14 protein-coding genes are annotated in these 16,434 nt (G+C 71.6%); 8 read left to right on the plus strand and 6 right to left on the minus strand.

All coding sequences use genetic code 11. The annotated features are described in order from the left end of the window. The first annotated feature begins 115 nt into the window (after nucleotides 1–115). Nucleotides 116–1,834 (plus strand): protein kinase family protein, encoded by a 1,719-nt coding sequence (locus tag HZS55_RS02550; RefSeq protein ID WP_179910193.1) that lies wholly within the window; start codon nucleotides 116–118, stop codon nucleotides 1,832–1,834. 450 nt (nucleotides 1,835–2,284) lie between these two features. On the opposite strand, the gene thsB is transcribed toward HZS55_RS02550, so the two are convergent. Both thsB and HZS55_RS02560 read right to left on the minus strand, forming a co-directional pair. Further along, the gene (gene thsB / locus HZS55_RS02555) at nucleotides 2,285–3,934 is read right to left on the minus strand and encodes a thermosome subunit beta (RefSeq protein WP_179911767.1); all 1,650 of its coding nucleotides are present in this window, start codon (nucleotides 3,932–3,934) and stop codon (nucleotides 2,285–2,287) included. A 283-nt stretch (nucleotides 3,935–4,217) separates the two neighbouring features. Beyond that, entirely contained in the window at nucleotides 4,218–4,607 is a 390-nt protein-coding gene (locus HZS55_RS02560; RefSeq protein WP_179910194.1) for a DUF7383 domain-containing protein, read from the minus strand. A 151-nt stretch (nucleotides 4,608–4,758) separates the two neighbouring features. Here HZS55_RS02560 and HZS55_RS02565 point away from each other — a divergent pair, with 151 nt between their 5' ends. Continuing rightward, on the plus strand, nucleotides 4,759–6,138 hold the full coding sequence (locus HZS55_RS02565; protein ID WP_179910195.1) for a heme-copper oxidase family protein: 1,380 nt from the start codon (nucleotides 4,759–4,761) through the stop codon (nucleotides 6,136–6,138). A gap of 4 nt (nucleotides 6,139–6,142) precedes the next feature. Here the strand turns inward: HZS55_RS02565 and HZS55_RS02570 are convergent, their stop codons facing one another. Beyond that, nucleotides 6,143–7,174, minus strand: a complete 1,032-nt coding sequence (locus HZS55_RS02570) for a Gfo/Idh/MocA family protein (RefSeq protein ID WP_179910196.1) — start codon at nucleotides 7,172–7,174, stop codon at nucleotides 6,143–6,145. A gap of 173 nt (nucleotides 7,175–7,347) precedes the next feature. On the opposite strand from HZS55_RS02570, the gene hemL reads away from it, so the two are divergent. From hemL to HZS55_RS02585, 3 genes are all read left to right on the plus strand, one after another. Beyond that, nucleotides 7,348–8,688: a glutamate-1-semialdehyde 2,1-aminomutase gene (hemL, locus tag HZS55_RS02575; protein WP_179910197.1), complete on the plus strand. Its 1,341-nt coding sequence runs from the start codon at nucleotides 7,348–7,350 to the stop codon at nucleotides 8,686–8,688. 143 nt (nucleotides 8,689–8,831) lie between these two features. Next, nucleotides 8,832–9,500, plus strand: coding sequence for a DUF7344 domain-containing protein (locus HZS55_RS02580; RefSeq protein ID WP_179910198.1), 669 nt, complete (start codon nucleotides 8,832–8,834; stop codon nucleotides 9,498–9,500). 62 nt (nucleotides 9,501–9,562) lie between these two features. Then, nucleotides 9,563–10,369, plus strand: a complete 807-nt coding sequence (locus HZS55_RS02585) for an HVO_0234 family beta-propeller protein (protein ID WP_179910199.1) — start codon at nucleotides 9,563–9,565, stop codon at nucleotides 10,367–10,369. A gap of 62 nt (nucleotides 10,370–10,431) precedes the next feature. Here HZS55_RS02585 and HZS55_RS02590 read toward each other — a convergent pair whose 3' ends face one another. Further along, nucleotides 10,432–11,922 (minus strand): endonuclease/exonuclease/phosphatase family protein, encoded by a 1,491-nt coding sequence (locus tag HZS55_RS02590; protein ID WP_179910200.1) that lies wholly within the window; start codon nucleotides 11,920–11,922, stop codon nucleotides 10,432–10,434. Nucleotides 11,923–12,082: 160 nt separating this feature from the next. Between HZS55_RS02590 and prs the strand changes: the two genes are divergently transcribed. Both prs and HZS55_RS02600 read left to right on the plus strand, forming a co-directional pair. After that, nucleotides 12,083–12,934 (plus strand): ribose-phosphate diphosphokinase, encoded by an 852-nt coding sequence (gene prs, locus HZS55_RS02595; RefSeq protein ID WP_179910201.1) that lies wholly within the window; start codon nucleotides 12,083–12,085, stop codon nucleotides 12,932–12,934. 92 nt (nucleotides 12,935–13,026) lie between these two features. Next, nucleotides 13,027–13,209 (plus strand): hypothetical protein, encoded by a 183-nt coding sequence (locus HZS55_RS02600; RefSeq protein WP_179910202.1) that lies wholly within the window; start codon nucleotides 13,027–13,029, stop codon nucleotides 13,207–13,209. 1 nt (nucleotide 13,210) lies between these two features. On the opposite strand, the gene HZS55_RS02605 is transcribed toward HZS55_RS02600, so the two are convergent. Both HZS55_RS02605 and ilvD read right to left on the minus strand, forming a co-directional pair. Further along, nucleotides 13,211–13,522: a HalOD1 output domain-containing protein gene (locus HZS55_RS02605; RefSeq protein WP_179910203.1), complete on the minus strand. Its 312-nt coding sequence runs from the start codon at nucleotides 13,520–13,522 to the stop codon at nucleotides 13,211–13,213. A gap of 280 nt (nucleotides 13,523–13,802) precedes the next feature. Then, nucleotides 13,803–15,554: a dihydroxy-acid dehydratase gene (gene ilvD, locus HZS55_RS02610; RefSeq protein WP_179910204.1), complete on the minus strand. Its 1,752-nt coding sequence runs from the start codon at nucleotides 15,552–15,554 to the stop codon at nucleotides 13,803–13,805. Between the two features lie 226 nt (nucleotides 15,555–15,780). Between ilvD and HZS55_RS02615 the strand changes: the two genes are divergently transcribed. Continuing rightward, a complete protein-coding gene (locus HZS55_RS02615) occupies nucleotides 15,781–16,392 on the plus strand; it encodes a DUF7139 domain-containing protein (protein ID WP_179910205.1) in 612 nt (203 codons plus the stop codon). Nucleotides 16,393–16,434 lie beyond the last annotated feature (42 nt).

The following is a 16,434-nucleotide window of genomic DNA, read 5'->3' on the forward strand; positions in this document are numbered from 1 at the left end:
GGTGTGGGTGCGCGGGAAACCACCGCGTATTTTCCGCTTTCGAAACGGCCGTCAGCGGCCCGTCTGACGACGGTCTGACGGGTATTCTTGTGGGGTGAGTGGCCTTCTCACGGGTATGGACAGCCGGGGATCGAGCCGGCCGCCGGTCGCGGTCGAAAGCGACGGCGACGCGGCCGACCGGGACATCCGGGACGTGCTCGCGGGGCTGGTCGTCGGCGACGGCGCCGGCACCGACGAGTCGATCCGGGCGGTCGCCCGCGCCGCGGGCGGGAGCGACCGCCTCGTCCCGGAACTGCTCGACGCCCTCGGCGACGACGCGACCGCCGTCCGGATCGGCGCCGCGTGGACGCTCTGTGCGCTGGCCGACGACCAGCCCGCCGCCGTCGGCTATCTCGCCGAACGGCTCGCCGCCTGGAGCGACCGCGAGGGCGGCGCGGAGCCGTTCGAGGTCGGACAGGTGCTCGCGTACCTGCGCGGGAAGTATCCGGGTCGCGTCGCCGACGCCGTCGACTCCGCCGCGGCGCTGGGCGCGCTCGACGCCGAAGGCGGGCGACCGGGCGACGGACGGTCCCGGGGCGGCGGGCGGTCGGCAACCGACCGATCCGGCGGGAGATCGGCCGGGGGCGGCGCGCCGGCGGGTTCACCGTCGTCGGTCGACGGCGCCGCGGACGCCCCTGGACGAGTCGAGACAGACGGCGGCCTCGGCGGGACGGCGGTCGCCGACCTGGGCGACGGACGGCAGATCGTCAGGTCCTCGGGCCGGCGCGGCGGCGTCCACCAGCGGCCCGTCGGCCCCGGATCCGGACCCGAGCGGACGCCCCGACCCGAGCGAGCGGCGGACACCGGGGCGGTTCCGGAGACGCATCCGACTCATCCGGATTTCGAAGGGGGCGACGCCGAATCGATCCCCACCGAACACGCCGCACCGGCCGAGTCCGAGGACGCGACCGGCGCCGCCGAACGGGCGCCGACGATCGGCGGACAGGAACCGGGGACGCCGGAGACGTTCGCGGCCATCGGCGCCCTGAGTTCGTTCGACCGGCTCTCGGCGGTCGCGGAGGGCTGCGAGGCGCGGTTCGCGACGGGGTACCGGTGTCGCGCCGTCGACGAGGACGAGGAGCGCGGCGTCGCGACGCGGCTGTTCGAGCGTCCCGACGAGCCCGACCGGCTGGACTTCGCGGCCGATCTCACGAAGCGGCTGAGCCGCTGGCGGGCGCTGGCCGACGGCGAGCGCGTCGTCGACGTCGTCGAGTGGGGCGACCGGCCGCGGCCGTGGGTCGCCACCCAGCCCGTCGACGAATCGCTGGCCGAGCGCGACCGCCCGCCGGTCGACGAGGCGCTCCACCAGGCCGAGCAACTCGCCGACGCGGTCGCTCACTGCCACCGCCACGGCACCGTCCACGCCGGCATCGACCCGAAGAGCGTCGTCTTCCGCGGGGACGCCCTCTCGGGGCTCGAACGGCCGATGCTCGACAACGTCGGCCTGATGCACGCCTTCCGCGAGTACTTCCAGCCCGCGAACTACCTCGACCCGCGTTTCGCCCCGCCGGAGTACTTCGACACCGACTTCGGCCGCGTCGACGCCGCGACCGACGTGTACGGCCTCGGCGCGACCTGTTACTACCTCTTCACCGGCCGGCCGCCCTACACCGGCACCTACTGCGAGGTCCGCGAGGGCGTCCTCGACGGCCGCCCGCCGGCGCCGAGCGCGGTCAACGAAGCCGTTCCCGAGGAACTCGACCGCGTCCTCGGCAAGGCGATGGGCAAGGAGAAGATGAAACGCTACGACGCCGTCGAGGGGTTCACGTCGGACCTGGAAGCGGTCGGCGGCTGAGACCCGCGGCCTACGGCCGACCGGACGATCCCGACGGAGCCGCCGCTCACCGGTCGAAGACGGAAGAATCGCGAACTGCGGACGCCCGGTTCGGGAGGGGTCGCAGTGGTCGGACGCGGTGCGGCAGTCGACGGGTAAGCATCCGGCGCCGAAGGCGCCGGTTCCCCGTCAGAGCGGTGCTCTGACGAGCCTCGCGTCGTTGTACTCCGCGAGACACCGGACGCGAGCGAACGGAGTGAGCGAAGCGTCCGGCTTTTTCCCCACGTTTTTTCTGGAGAGGTTCCCCGCAGCGAGGCCGAAGGCCGAGCGAGGAAACCCCTTCAGGAAAAGTGGGCTTGCCTCGCGGGTCACTGCGTGCGAGGCGGCGGAGCCGCCTCGACTTCGCGGCGCTTCGCGCCGCGCGTTCCCCGCTCGGCTTTCAGCGGTCTCTCACTTCGTTCGAGCCCGCTCTTACATCATGCCGCCCATGCCGCCGCCCATGCCGCCCATGCCGCCGGGCGCGCCGCCGGGGCCGCCTTCCTCGTCGCCGCCCTCGGTCGAGAGGTCGCCGGCGGCGATGATGTCGTCGATCTTCATGACGAGGTTCGCGGCCTCGGAGGCCGAGGAGACGGCCTGCTCCTTGGCGTGGGCCGGCTCGACGACGCCGGCTTCGAAGGTGTCGACCACGTCGCCCGAGTGGACGTCGAGACCGGCGTGCTCGTCGCCGTCCTCGTGGGCGGCGCGCAGGTCGACCAGCGTGTCGATGGAGTCGAGGCCGGCGTTCTCGGCGAGCACGCGCGGGACGAGCTCCAGCGAGTCGGCGAACGCCTCGACGGCGAGCTGCTCGCGGCCGCCGACGGAGTCGGCGTAGTCGCGGACGCGACCGGCGAGTTCGACTTCCGTGGCGCCGCCGCCCGCGAGGACGCGGCCGTCGGCGACGGTGGAGGCGACGACGTCGAGCGCGTCGTTGATGCCGCGCTCGAGTTCGTCGACGACGTGGTCGGTCGAGCCGCGCAGCAGCAGCGTCGCGCCGTGGCCGCTGCCCTCGACGTAGAACAGCTCGTCGTCCTCGTCGCGGGTGACCTTCCCCTCGGCGACGTCGTCGGCGGTGACGGAGTCGATGTCCGAGACGATCCGCGATTCGAGGATCTCGGAGACGAACTCGATGTCCGACTTCTTGACGCGGCGGACGGCGAGGATGCCCTCCTTGGCGAGGTAGTGCTGGGCCATGTCGTCGATGCCCTTCTGGCAGAAGACGACGTTGGCGCCCGAATCTTTGATCGTCTGGACCATCTCCTGCAGGCGCTGTTCCTCCTGCTCGATGAAGTCCTGGAGCTGGTCGGGGCTGTCGAGGTTGAGCTGGGCGTCCGTCTCGGTCTCCTCGACCTCGATGGGCGTATCGAGGAGGAGGACGTTGGCGTCCTCGACGGTGCTGGGCATGTCGCTGTGGACGGCGTCCTTGTCGATGATGCCGCCGGTCAGGAGGTCAGAGTCGGAGACGGCGCGGCCCGTCTGGGTCTGGAGCTTGAGGAACTGCAGGTCCGGGACGTGGCTGCCGTCGTCGGCCTCGACGGTGACCGCCTGGATGGCCTCGACGACCAGGTCGACGAGCACGTCCTTGTTGAGCTCGGCGCCCTTGCCGGTCATGGAGGTCTCGGCGACGCTCTCGAGGATCTCCTCGTCGCTCGGGTCGACGGCGGTGGCGATCTCGCCGATCTCCTTTTTGGCCTCCTTGCTGGCCATGTTGAACCCGCGGATGATCGAGGTCGGGTGGATGTCCTGCTCCAGCAGGTCCTCGGCGTTCTTCAGAAGCTCGCCCGCGATGGCGACCGCGGTCGTCGTACCGTCGCCGGCCTCGTCCTCCTGGGCCTCGGCGACCTCGACGATCATCTCGGCCGTCGGGTTGTCGATGTCCATCTCGGTGAGGATGGTCACGCCGTCGTTGGTGACCGTTACATCGCCCAGGGAGTCGACGAGCATCTTGTCCATCCCCTTCGGCCCGAGTGTGGAGCGGACCGACTCGGCGACGGCTCGCGCCGCCGAGATGTTGTGACTCTGCGCGTCCTTGTCCTTCATCCGCTGGGAGTCCTCGCCCAGAATGATCATGGGCTGACCCTGCATTCGCTGCTGACTCATGTTCACCCGAGAGTATGAATGTGCTTCTATATAAATGTGGGTGTTCGAGGCCGCTCGTCCACCCCCAAGTAGCAACGCTGTATCACCGGATTCCCGGCATATCGGGTCCGCTACCTCGTTTGCGTGTGTGGGGTGTTACCAACGTATCCGAACCCGTGATGCTGGGGTTTATATGTCGGCGACGAAAGGCGAGCGGTCGGCGCGGAGCGGGTCGTCGGGCGCGGTCGATCTGCGTCGCGTTCGACGCGCGCGGGTCGGTCGGGACGGGTCAGACCGGTTCCTTCCAGTGGACGACGACGACGCCGACGACGAACGCGTCCGTGGTGCCGGTGTCGCGTTCGAATTTGATGGTGTTCTCGCCCTCGGCGAGGTCGATGCCGGAGAGGGTGTCCATCCACTGCTGCCAGCCGTCGCGGGGCGGGATGTCGAACCCGGAGAGCGCGACGTCGTTGACGCGGATCTCGTGGCCGTACTCCTCGACGTCGTAGGCCTGGAGTTCGAGGTAGGCGTCGGTGGCGTCGTCGGTCGGGACCTCGAAAGTCAGCTCGTCGGTCTCGTCGCCGACGAACTCGGCCCACGGCACCGCGAGGCTCTCCTCGTTCTGTCCGAGGTGTTGCTGGAACGGGACGAGCGCGTAGTTGGAGCGGCGGTCTCCCATACCGGACAGTGGGCGTCAGCCGATTTATATTTCGGGTCGCCGGACGGTCGATCCGGCCGCCCGGTCCCGACCGCGACCGGCGGCGTCCGCGGCCCGGTGGCCGAACGTGTTCGGCCACAGGCCGACGAGTTCGGCGGTCGTACGGTCGGGTATGAGCGCGATCCCGGGCGAGGTCGACACCGACCGCCAGCCCCCGATGACGGTGCCGCTCCGGCACTTTCTCGTGGGGCTGGCGCTGCTCGTCGCCGGCGGCGCCGCGGGGGTTCTCGACGCCGTCGGGCTGCTGTCGGGGTTTTCGGCGCTGGCGCACGTCCACCTGCTGCTGGCTGGGTGGGTCTGCGTGACGATCATGGGCGCGATGGTGCAGTTCGTCCCCGTCTGGTCGAACGTCCCGTTGCACTCCCGTCGGCTGGCGACCGCCCAGCTGTGGCTCGTCGCCGCCGGCGTCGGCGGCATAGCGGCTTCGTTCGCGACCGGCGCGCTCGGCTGGGTCCACGCCTTCGGCGGCCTCGCCCTGATGGGGTTCTGGACGTTCGTCTACAACGTCGGCCGGACCCTCCTCGACGCCCGTCCCTGGGACGTGACCGAACGCCACTTCGCGCTCGCGCTCGCCTGTTTCGCCGTCGTCCCCGCGATGGGGTTCGCCCTCGCGATGGACTACTCGATCCCCTTCCTCGCCGACTCGCCCGTCGGCCGCGTCCGGTTGACGGCCGCTCACGCCACCCTCGCCGTCTTCGGCGCCGTCCTGACGACGGTGCTGGGCGCGCTCTACCAGCTCGCGACCATGTTCACCCAGACCGAGTTGCACGGCGTCGACAGCCACCTCCGTCGCGTCGAGGAGGTCGGCTACCCCGCGGGCGTCCTCGCGCTCGCGACCGGGCGTCTGGTCGGGTCGGCGCCGCTGGCCCGCGTCGGCGGGCTCCTCGTCGCGCTCGCGATCGGGGGGTTCGCGGTCGTCCTCGGGCGCAGGCTCGTCGAGACGACCGTCCAGCGGACGCCGATGCTCTCGCGGTACGCCGTCGCCGCCGTCGCGATGGCCGCCTGGGCCGTCCTCGCCGGCCGCGCCTGGCTCGCCGACCCGCTCGCGCCGTCGGCGCTGTTCGGCGGCGGCCCGCCCCACCTGCTCGTCTTCGGCGTCGTCGGCTTCGTCGTCCTCGGGACCCTCTACCACGTCGTCCCGTTCATCGTCTGGGTCCACCGCTACAGCGACCGCCTGGGCTACGAGGCCGTCCCGATGATCGACGACCTCTACGACGACCGCGTCGCCGCCGTCGACTTCGCCTGCGTCACGCTCGGCGCGACCGGGCTCGTCCTTGCGAGCGCTCTCGGTCTCCCCGCCGTCACGGCCGTCTCGGGCGCGCTCGCGACCGTCGGCTTCGCGCTGTTCGCGACGAACATGCTGCTGGTCGTCCGCGAGCACAGCCCCCGCCCGCTCCGTGCCGTCCTCGTCTCCCGGCTGGGCGACGGTGGTGACCCGCCCGGCGAGTCCGCCAGCGATGGGCCGAGCACCGCCGAGGACACCGCCCGCTGAGGCCCTACCCTCCGTACTCCTCGCGCGCACTGGCGACGAGTTCGGTCACGTCGACGGTCGTGCCGGACTCGCGGGCGCGGTAGGCCGCTTCGGTGAGCGCGGTGACTCGCAGCCCGAACTCCGGGGGGACGGGGTTCTCGCGGCGCCCCTCGACGGCGTCGAGGAAGGCGACGACCTTCTCCGTCGTCTGCTCGGCGTAGGTGCCGGCGTCGAACTCGCGGTGGTCGGGCTCGCCGCCGGAGCCGTCGAAGACGGTGAGCCCGTCGTGACCGAACTGGAGGTGGCCGTCGGTGCCCCAGAGGACGAGCGACTCCTCGAAGCCGGTGCCGTCGCCGCTGACGCCGACGCTCGCGGTGATCGGACCGTCCGGGCCGTCGAGCGTCGCCGACAGGGCGGTGTTGACGTCGACGGCGTGGTCGCGGTCGTCCATCACGGCGGCGACCTCCCGGGCCCGGGAGTCGGTCGTCCACAGCAGCGCGTCGAGCAGGTGCGACCCGGAGTCGCTGAGCTGGCCGCCGCCCGACAGTTCGGGGTCGACGCGCCAGGTGCCCTGCGTGTTCGCGATCCAGTCCTGTGCGAGGTGGCAGGCGGCCATGTGTACGTCGCCGATCTCGCCGCTCAGGACGGTCTCGCGGACGGCCCGGTAGCCGGGGTGGAGGTGTCGCTGATAGCCGATCTGGAGGAGGGCATCGCTCTCGCGGGCGCGACGGACGAGGTCGACCGCGTGGCCGGTGTCGGTGACCATCGGCTTCTCCAGGAGCACGTCCAGCCCGCGCTCCAGGCAGGCGACGGTCTGCTCGTAGTGGAGGGTGTGGGGCGTGACGACGGTGACGGCGTCGATCGCCTCGGAATCGAGCATCGCCTCGTAGTCGGCGTAGGCGGGGGCGTCGTACTCGGCGGCGAAGGCCTCCCGGGCGTCGGCGGCCACGTCGGAGCCGGCGACGACCGCCACGTCGGCGTCGGGGTGGGCCGTCACGCCGTCGAGCTGCATCCGTCCGAGGTCGCCGAGGCCGATCGCCGCGAGTCGCGTGGTCATGGGGTGTGCCACCGCGTGTCGGGTCAAGAAGCTACCGAACGCGGAAGCGCGGCTCGGCCGCGGCGGGATACCCGGCCCTCGGAACGAACGAGTTCGGTCGCGGCGCGGAGCCGAAACCGGAAGCGTGTGCGCACCTCGGTACGCCTTTGGACGACGAGCGAGAAGCGGGGGGTATGAACCACGACCGGTCACGGGACCTCTACGATCGCGCGCTGTCGGTCATGCCCGGCGGCGTCAACTCTTCGGTGCGGGCCGCAATCGAGCCCTACCCCTTCTTCGTCGAACGCGGCGACGGCGGCCACGTCGTCGACGCCGACGGCAACCGCTATATCGACTGGGTGATGGGTCTGGGCCCGCTGCTGTACGGCCACGACCTGCCCCAGCCCGTCGAGTCCGCTGTCCAGTCGCGGGTCAGCGAGGGCCCGATGTTCGGCGCGCCCACCGAGATCGAGGTCGAACACGCCGAGTTCGTCACGCGACACGTCCCCAGCGTCGAGTCGATCCGGTTCGTCAACTCCGGCACCGAGGCGACCGTCTCGGCCTGCCGGCTCGCCCGCGCGGCGACCGGCCGCGACAAGATCGTCGTCATGCAGGGCGGCTACCACGGCGCCCAGGAGACCACCCTCGTCGAGGGGGAGTACGACGACGTGAAGCCATCCAGCCCGGGCATCCCCGACGAGTTCGCCGAGCACACGCTCGCGGTGCCGTTCAACGACGAGGAAGCCGCCCAGCGCGTCTTCGAGGACCACGGCGAGGACATCGCGGCCGTCCTCGTCGAGCCCATCCTCGCCAACATGGGCGTCGTCCACCCGGTCAAGGGCTACCACGAGACCCTGCGCGATCTGACCGAGGACAACGGTGCCCTGCTGATCTTCGACGAGGTGATCACGGGCTTTCGCGTCGGCGGTCTCCAGTGCGCCCAGGGCAAGTTCGGCATCGACCCGGACATCACGACCTTCGGCAAGCTCATCGGCGGCGGCTTCCCGGTCGGCGCGATCGGCGGCCGCTCGGAGCTGATCGAGCAGTTCACTCCCTCCGGCGAGGTGTTCCAGGCCGGCACCTTCTCGGGCCACCCCGTCACGATGGCCGCCGGGCTCGAATCGCTGCGGTACGCCGCCGAACACGACGTGTACGAGCATATCAACGGACTGGGCGAACAGTTGCGTACCGGCCTCCAGGAGATCGTCGAGGACCAGGCGCCGGAGTACACCGTCGCGGGGACCGAGGGGATCTTCAAGGTGCTGTTCACCCGCGACGCCCCCGAGACCTTCGAGAACCACTGCGAGGGCGGCTGTTCCCAGCGTCCCGACTGTCCGCGCTTCGAACACTGTCCGAAGAACGCCGCCGACGTGGCGGCCGGCCAGACCGACCGCTGGCGGCGCGTCTTCTGGGGCGAGATGAAAGACCAGGGCGTGTTCCTCTCGCAGAACCAGTTCGAGGCGCAGTTCGTCACCTACGCTCACACCGACGACGACGTCGAGGAGACGCTCGAAGCGTACAAACGAGCGCTGTAGCGGCGTCGGTGACCGGTCGCGCTTCGTGACGGTGGTTTGATCGTAACTGGTCGCGAGACAGCGATCCGCTCGGGCGTCGAGATGTCAGTGGTTGAAATGGCTCGGAACGGTTTATAGTGGTTCCGAGCGGGAAGGGACACACGATGGAGATCCCCACGGCGTCGCCGGCCGTACTGGACGCGCTGGCCGACGCGACGCGGCGGGCGGCGCTCGCCGAGCTGGTCGCCAGCGGCGCGACCGCGACCGTGGAGGAGCTGACTGCGGCGCTCGCGGCGGGCCCGGCGGGGGACGGTTCCGACGCCGCGGCCCCCGACACGACGGCCGACCGGGCGGATCTGCGGACCGCGCTCCACCACGTCCACCTCCCGGCGCTCGCCGCGGCCGGTGGGATCACCTTCGACCCCGAGACCGGACTGGTCGCGGCCCCCTCGGCCACCCCCTTCGACCGCGAGTGGGCCGCTCGCCTGGTCGCCGACCACCCCGACGCGGCCTACGACGCGACGCTCGCCGCGCTGGCGAGCGCGCGCCGTCAGGTCGTCCTCCACGAACTGCTCGCCGAGAGCCCCGCGACCGACCGCGATATCGCCGTCGCCGTGGCCGCCCACGAGCGCGGCGTCGAACCGGGCGCCGTGCCCGCCTCCGTCGCGGAGGTCGTCGAACTCTCGCTGACGCACACGCACCTGCCGACGCTCGTCGACGCGGGCTTCGTCACCCGCGAGCCCGACGGGACCCTCGTCGCCGCGTCGATGCCCTGGCGGTCGGACCGCTGGGTCGCCGCGAGCCCCATCGGCCCGTGGGCGGCCGTGGAGTGAACGGGGGGCGCTCCGAACCGGTGGGGCGGCAGGTTTTCACGGCCGGGCCGCCCACTTCCCGTATGAGCGCCATCGAGGAGAAACGGATGTACGGCGACCGCCGCGAGGAGACGGTCGCCTACCTCGCGACGGCCCGGGGCGTGGCGACCGTACGAATCTCGGGTGACCAGGTGGGCCGCTTCGGACTCGCCAACCGGACGGACGCCCGCGACGTGGCGACGGTCGACGGCGCGGTCGTCGTCGCCACCGACGAGGACGCCGTCGTCGGTCCCGAGACGTTCGAGCCGCTGGGGTTCGGCCCGGCGGTCGCCGTGGGGACCGACCGCGGCGACGACGTGCTCGCGGCCGACGAGTCGGGCCGGGTCGCCCGCTACCGCGACGGCCAGTGGACCGACCTGGGGACGGTCGACGACGTGCGCGCCATCGCCGACGGGTTCGTCGCCGCCGCCGACGGAGTCTACCGCGTCGACGGCGACGCCCTCGCGACCGCCGGGCTGGAGGCCGTCCGCGACGTGGCGGTCGCCGACGGCGTCCCGCTGGCGGCGACCGACGACGGGCTCTACCGGCTGGGCAACGGCTGGCTGTGCGAACGCGAAGGGGCCTTCCGCGCGGTCGCCGCGGGCGGGGGCCACGCTCACGCCGCGACGGCCGACGAGTTCGTCGAACGCGACGGCGAGGCGTGGGCGCCCGTCGACCTGCCGGTCGAGGAGTCGGTCGTCGACGCCGGCTACGGCGAGTGCGTCTACGCCGTCACCGCCGACGGGACCTTCCTCGTCGAGGCCGACCCGGAGACGACCGCCGACGGCGCCGGCGGCTGGCGCTCGCGCTCCCTCGGCCTCCCCGGCGTGGCCGCGCTCGCGGTGGTCTGAGCGCTCGCCGTTCGACGGGAGGCGGCGCGGAGAACCGACGGCCGGCGGAGGTCGACGACCGGTCAGTTCCCGTCGTCGTCCCGACCGCGCGCGAGTATCCCACCGACGAGCGCCGCGGCCGCCGCCAGGAGGCCGAACCCGGCGCCCGCCCCGCCTGTCGTCCCGGAAGGCCGCGTCGGTGACTCCGCCGGCGCGTTCGTCGCCGAACCGGTCGGGGAAGCGTTCGGTGGGGGCGTCGGCGTTCGACTCCCCGTTCGCGTCCGCGTGGACGCCGGGTCCCGCGCCGGGATCGGACTCCGCGTCGGGGTCGGCGTCCGCGTCTGGGTCGGGGTCGACGACCGCACCGGCGTCGCCGCCGCGATCGGGTACGTCGCGGCGACCCCGGCGTGGTCCGAGGGCCAGACGGTGACCGTCTCGCCGTCGACCGTCGCCTCGACGCGGTCGGCGGGGTCGGCGCCGAGCCGTTCGACGGCGGTCGGGTCGGGGCCGCGCGCGAGCACGTGGTCGACGCGACTGCCGAGGCGCGGGCGCTCGTTTCGCAGGTCCGACGGTTGACAGCAGGTGTCGCGCGGTTCGGGCGGCGCGAGGCTGGCCGCCGCATCGGTCAGCGGCGCGGTCACCGTCCCGTAGGCGTCGCCGCCGGCCGCCGGCCCGCTGTTGAGGTCCGCGCCGACGACAACGGTGCCCGCAGCGGGGAGCAGGTCGACGAGTTCCCCGGCCTGTCGCCGTCGGACCGCGGCCTTCGACGATTCGAGGTGGGTCGAACAGGCCGTCAGGACCGCTCCGTCGACGGCGAGGTCGGCCAGGCAGTACCCCCGCCGGAGCGTCACCGTCAGGTCGTCGCCGAGCACCGGGTACCGCGCCCGCGCGTCGTAGCGACCCGAACGCGTGTCGCGAACGTCCACCCCCTCGCGGACGAGCAGCGCGACGCGGTCGGTCAACTGCACGTCCAGCCACTCGTCGTCCGCCTCGGCGGGCACGGACACGTCGGTCGTGACGGTGGCGGCCGCCACGTCGTAGGCGGCGCCTCGGTCGGCGAGCGCCGCGGTCACGAGGTCGAGCAGGTCGACGACCGTCTCCGCGTCGCCGTCGGCGAACAGCGGCCGCGTCCGCACGAGCGCGGCCTCCTGGAGCGCGACCACGTCGGCGTCGGCGGCGAGCAACCGCTCGGCGATCGCGTCCGCCCGGGCCGCGTACGGGTGGCGCCGCGCCTCGGCGACGAGGTCTCCGGCGATCGACCGCGCCTCGGCCAGCGAGTCGGCATCAAACAGGTCGAACAGGTCGACGCCGAGATAGCAGTTCCAGGTGGCGACGGTCGCCCCCGCGGCGTCGTCCGCGTCGGTCGCGGCGCCCGTCTCGCCGGACGTGTCGCCCGTCCGCTCGCCGGACGCGGCCGCCGACCGACCGACGGCGGTGGCCGCGGCCCCCGCCGCACCGGCGAGAACCGCCCGACGCGTCGGTGAGCGGGGCGACGAGTCGTCCCCTCCGTCCCCGTCGCTGTCGTCACCGTCGCCGCCGCCACCGCCCTCGATCGCATCGGTCGTCGCGGGCATCGTCGGCCCGTATCCGGCTGTCCCCCTTGACGATGTCGAACCAGTTCTCAGCGTCGATTCTGGCGACGCTCCGCTCCGGTCGCCGCCCCGGTCGCCCGGCCGCGAGCGACCGGCCGGTGCAACCGAAACGGTGTTTACCGGCGAACGCGACGGCCCGCACATGATCGTCAGCGGGTCCACGTCACAGGGGTTCGCGGCTGCACTGGCCGACGCGACCGGCCGGGACCTGGCCGCCGTCGAGTACGACCGCTTCCCCGACGGCGAACTCCAGGCCACGCTCGCCGAGTTCGCGGCCGAGGAGGCCGTCGTCGTCGGGTCGACCGTCTCCAGCGACGCCCACGTCGAACTGCTCCAGCTCCAGGACGCCGTCCGCGAGGCCGGCGCTCACGAGGTGACCACCGTCCTCCCGTACATGGGCTACGCCCGCCAGGACCGCGCGTTCTCCGGGGGCGAACCCGTCTCGGCGCGCGCCGTCGCCCGCGCCGTCTCGACGGGGACCGACCGCGTGCTCACGGTCAACCCCCACGAGACCGCTGTCTGCGACTTCTTCACCGTCCCCGCCGAGCCCGTCGACGCCGCCGGCCTGCTGGCCGACCCGCTACCCGACGAGCTGGCCGACCCCCTGTTCCTCTCGCCCGACGAGGGGGCCATCGACCTGGCGGCGACGACCCGCGACGCCTACGGTCGCGGCGACACCGACTACTTCGAGAAGGACCGGGACTACGACACCGGCGACGTGACGGTCGAACCGAGCGACGCGGCGGTCGCCGGCCGCGACGTGGTGCTGGTCGACGACATCGTCGCGACGGGGTCGACGATGAGCGAGGCCATCGCCGTCCTCGCCGACCGCGGCGCCGCCAGCGTGTTCGTCACCTGCGTCCACCCGATGCTGGCCGCCGACGCCCGGACGAAGCTCGAACGCGCCGGGACGACCGCCATCTTCGGCACCGACACGATCGAACGCCCGGTCAGCGCCGTCAGCGCCGCCCCCGCCGTCGCCGACCGCCTCTGAGCCCGTCGCCGCGCCGAACTGTTCCTCGAAGCACGTGTCAATACCAAAACCTATAAATTGGGTGTACGTGAGGTAGCAGATAACACGGAGCAATGACGGGACACACGCAAGGCACTTCGGGGACGACGGAGGGGCCGCCACTGGGGACGCTCGATCCGGAGTCGGTCGAGCGGATAGACGTGCATCTCGAGCGGGCGCTCGACGCCGAGGACTCCGATCGGAAGGACTTCCACGTGCGCCACGCCAGGCAGTTGCTCGAAGCCTGTCGGGAGTAACTCACTCCGAGCGGGTTCTGACTCGGATCCGACCGTCGCCCGTGACGGTCACGTCCGTCCCCGCGTAGTCGATCGTGACTCTGACCGATAGCGGGTCGCCCGAGCGGACGAGCATGTCTAGCGCGTCCGCGTCGGCGACCTCCTGGACCGGCGGGAGCGCCGTCACGCTCCGGTTCGTAACCGCCGCGACGGCCTCCGCGACCGCGATACTCGGGGAGTCCTCCCCGTCCCAGTCGTAGTGGTCGAACGTGACGGCGTTGGACCCGTCGCTGTGCGCGTCGCCGCTGTCGTCCCCCTGCTTTTCGTCTCTCATGTGTCGGTACCCGATTGACGATGCCGGCCGCCCGAATATGTGACCAGCAATATACGTCACTACGTTCCCCTGTCGCATATGCCTTGTGTCGCCAGATCTCAGTAGTGAAATTAACTCTCGACGGCTCAGAACCCGTCAAACGGCTGCAAATTGGCGCCCCAGTATAAATTGTTGATGTAATAGTAATTGGATTTCGAGGTGAAAGAAGCCGGCCAGACGAACTGGGGTCGCCCCCTCGCGTCGGCCACCGAAGGTCAGGTCCGCGGCCCCGCGGCCCCCGCTAGTCCCACTTGGCGCCGGGGTTCGTGACCGCGCCGTTTGCCGCAGACCCGAAGTCGCGGTGGTACTTGGCGAGGACGCCCGACTCGTAGGTCGGGTCGGGGTCGTGGTCCTCGAGGCGCTCCTCGAGTTCCTCGTCGGTCAGGTCGACGGAGAGTTCGAGGTCGTCGATGTCGATGGTGACAGTGTCGCCGTCCTCCAGCGCGGCGATGGGGCCGCCGACGTACGCCTCGGGGGCGACGTGGCCGATGGAGAACCCGCGGGTCGCGCCGGAGAAACGGCCGTCGGTGAACAGCGCCACGTCCTCGGCGTGGCCCTGACCGGCCACCGCGCTGGTGACGCCGAGCATCTCGCGCATGCCGGGGCCGCCGCGCGGTCCCTCGTTGCGGATGCCGATCACGTCGCCGGACTCGACCTCCCCCTCCTGGACGTAGCGCATCGCCTCGCTCTCCTCGTCGAAGATGCGGACCGGTCCCTCGTGGTGGAGGTGGTCCTCGCCGGTGATCTTGATGACCGCGCCGTCGGGCGCGAGGTTCCCGGTCAGGATGCGGATGGCGCCCTGCTCGTTTTTCGGTTCGTCGACCGTGTAGAGGTAGTCGGCGTCGAGGTCCTCGATGGCGGGCGGGTCCACTCGTTCGAGCTCCTCGGCGATGGTGTTGCCCGTCACCGTCAGGGCGTCGCCGTGGAGCAGGTCGCTGTCGTGCAGCTCCTTCAGGACGACCGGGACGCCCCCGACCTCGTGGAGGTCGTTCATGAAGCGCTCGCCGCCGGGCTGCAGGTCGGCGATCTTCGGCGTGCGCCGGCTGATATCGTTGAAGTCCTGGATGTCGAGGTCGACGCCGGCCTCGGCGGCCATCGCGAGCAGGTGGAGGACGGCGTTCGTGGAGCCGCCCACGGCGACCTGCATGGCGATGGCGTTCTCGAAGGACTCCCGGGTGAGGAAGTCGGAGGGGCGGCGGCGCGCCTCGACGACCTCCGTCGCGAGTTCGCCGGCGCGGCGGGCCACCTCGTAGCGCTCCTCGTCTTCGGCGGGCGGCGAGGCCGACCCCAGCGGCGCGAAGCCGATCGTCTCCGAGACGGAGGCCATCGTGTTGGCGGTGAACATGCCGCCGCAGGAGCCCGCACCGGGACAGGCCTGGCGCTCCATCTCGTCGAGTTCGTCCTCGGTCATGTCGCCCTCGGCGACGGCGCCGACGCCCTCGAACATGTTCTGGATGGTGATCTCCCGGCCGTCGTGCTCGCCGGGCATGATCGACCCGCCGTAGAGGAACACGGAGGGGAGGTCCGTCCGGATCGCGGCCATCATCATCCCGGGCATGTTCTTGTCGCAGCCGCCGACGGTGACGAGGCCGTCCATGCGCTCGCCGAAGCTCACGAGCTCGACGGAGTCGGCGATGATCTCCCGGGAGATCAGCGAGGCCTTCATCCCCTCGGTGCCCATCGAGATGGCGTCGGAGATGGTGATCGTGCCGAACTCGATCGGCATGCCGCCGGCGTCGTCGATGCCCTCGTAGGCGGCGTCGGCCACGTCGTCGAGGTGGACGTTACACGGTGTGATGTCCGCCGCCGGGTTGGCGACGCCGACCATCGGCGACGAGAGGTCCTCGTCGTCGTAGCCCATCGCGCGGAACATCGCGCGGTGGGGCGCCTTCTCGACGCCCTCGGTCACTTCCGTGCTCGGGAAGTCCTCCGGTTTCCCGCCGTCGTCTCCGTCCGCACCGTCGTCACGCGGTTCCGGCTCCTGTTGGCTCATATCCCTGAGTCGTCGCCAGCGCCCTAAACCGTTTTCTACCGCGTGGTGACCCCTCGCACTCGGCGGCCGAACCGGTTCGGACCGGGTGGTAGCCGCGGGCGGAGGCGGGCGGCCGCACCGTCGTCCCCTCCGGATCCCCGTGCGGGTCGGTAGCGTGCTCGCCCGCGGGCGCCGTCATGCGCGCGTCTGACGGGTAGTTTTGTAGGACGGCCGACGAGGATCGGCTATGCCCAGTCTCTCGGAGGCCTACGACCGCGGGGAGTGGACCGGGCGCGACCCGCGGCGCGTGTCGGCGGGCGGGGGTCTGTTCGCCGTCGGCGCGCTCGCCGTCGTGAGCGCCATCCTCGTGTTGACGACGGACTTGGCCGCCGTCTTCGACGCGACGAGCACGACCGACGCCCGACGCGTCGCCGGCGCCCTCGCCGGCCTGGGGATCCCGGCGATGTTCGTCGGCGTCGTCGCCGTCCTGCCCGCCAGCCGCCGCGAGCGACTCGGCGCGCTCGCCGGCGCCGCCGTCACCGTCGCCGGCGTCGTCATGTACTGGCGCGTCTACCCCCAGCAGTGGGTCGAGGCCAGCGACTCGATGGCTTTCCCGACCGCCATGCTGTACTTCGTCGGCGGGAGCGTCGCGCTGTGGTTCGTCCTCTCGGCGGTCGCCTCGTTCAAGCTCCGCAACAACCCTCAGGGCACCGTCCGCCTGGAGGTCACCCGCCAGGGCGAGACCGAAGAGATCCACGTCACCCGAAGCGAGTACCAGCGCTACAAGCGGGCCGTCCAGGGCGACGCGGACAACAGCGAGGCCGTCGCCGAGGAACTGCGCGCGCTCCACCGGGACTGACGCCCGCCGATTCGACCGACCGCCGGTTCTGCCGCCCTCGCC

It is taken from the genome of Halosimplex rubrum, from assembly GCF_013415885.1.
Taxonomy (GTDB): Archaea; Halobacteriota; Halobacteria; order Halobacteriales; family Haloarculaceae; genus Halosimplex; species Halosimplex rubrum.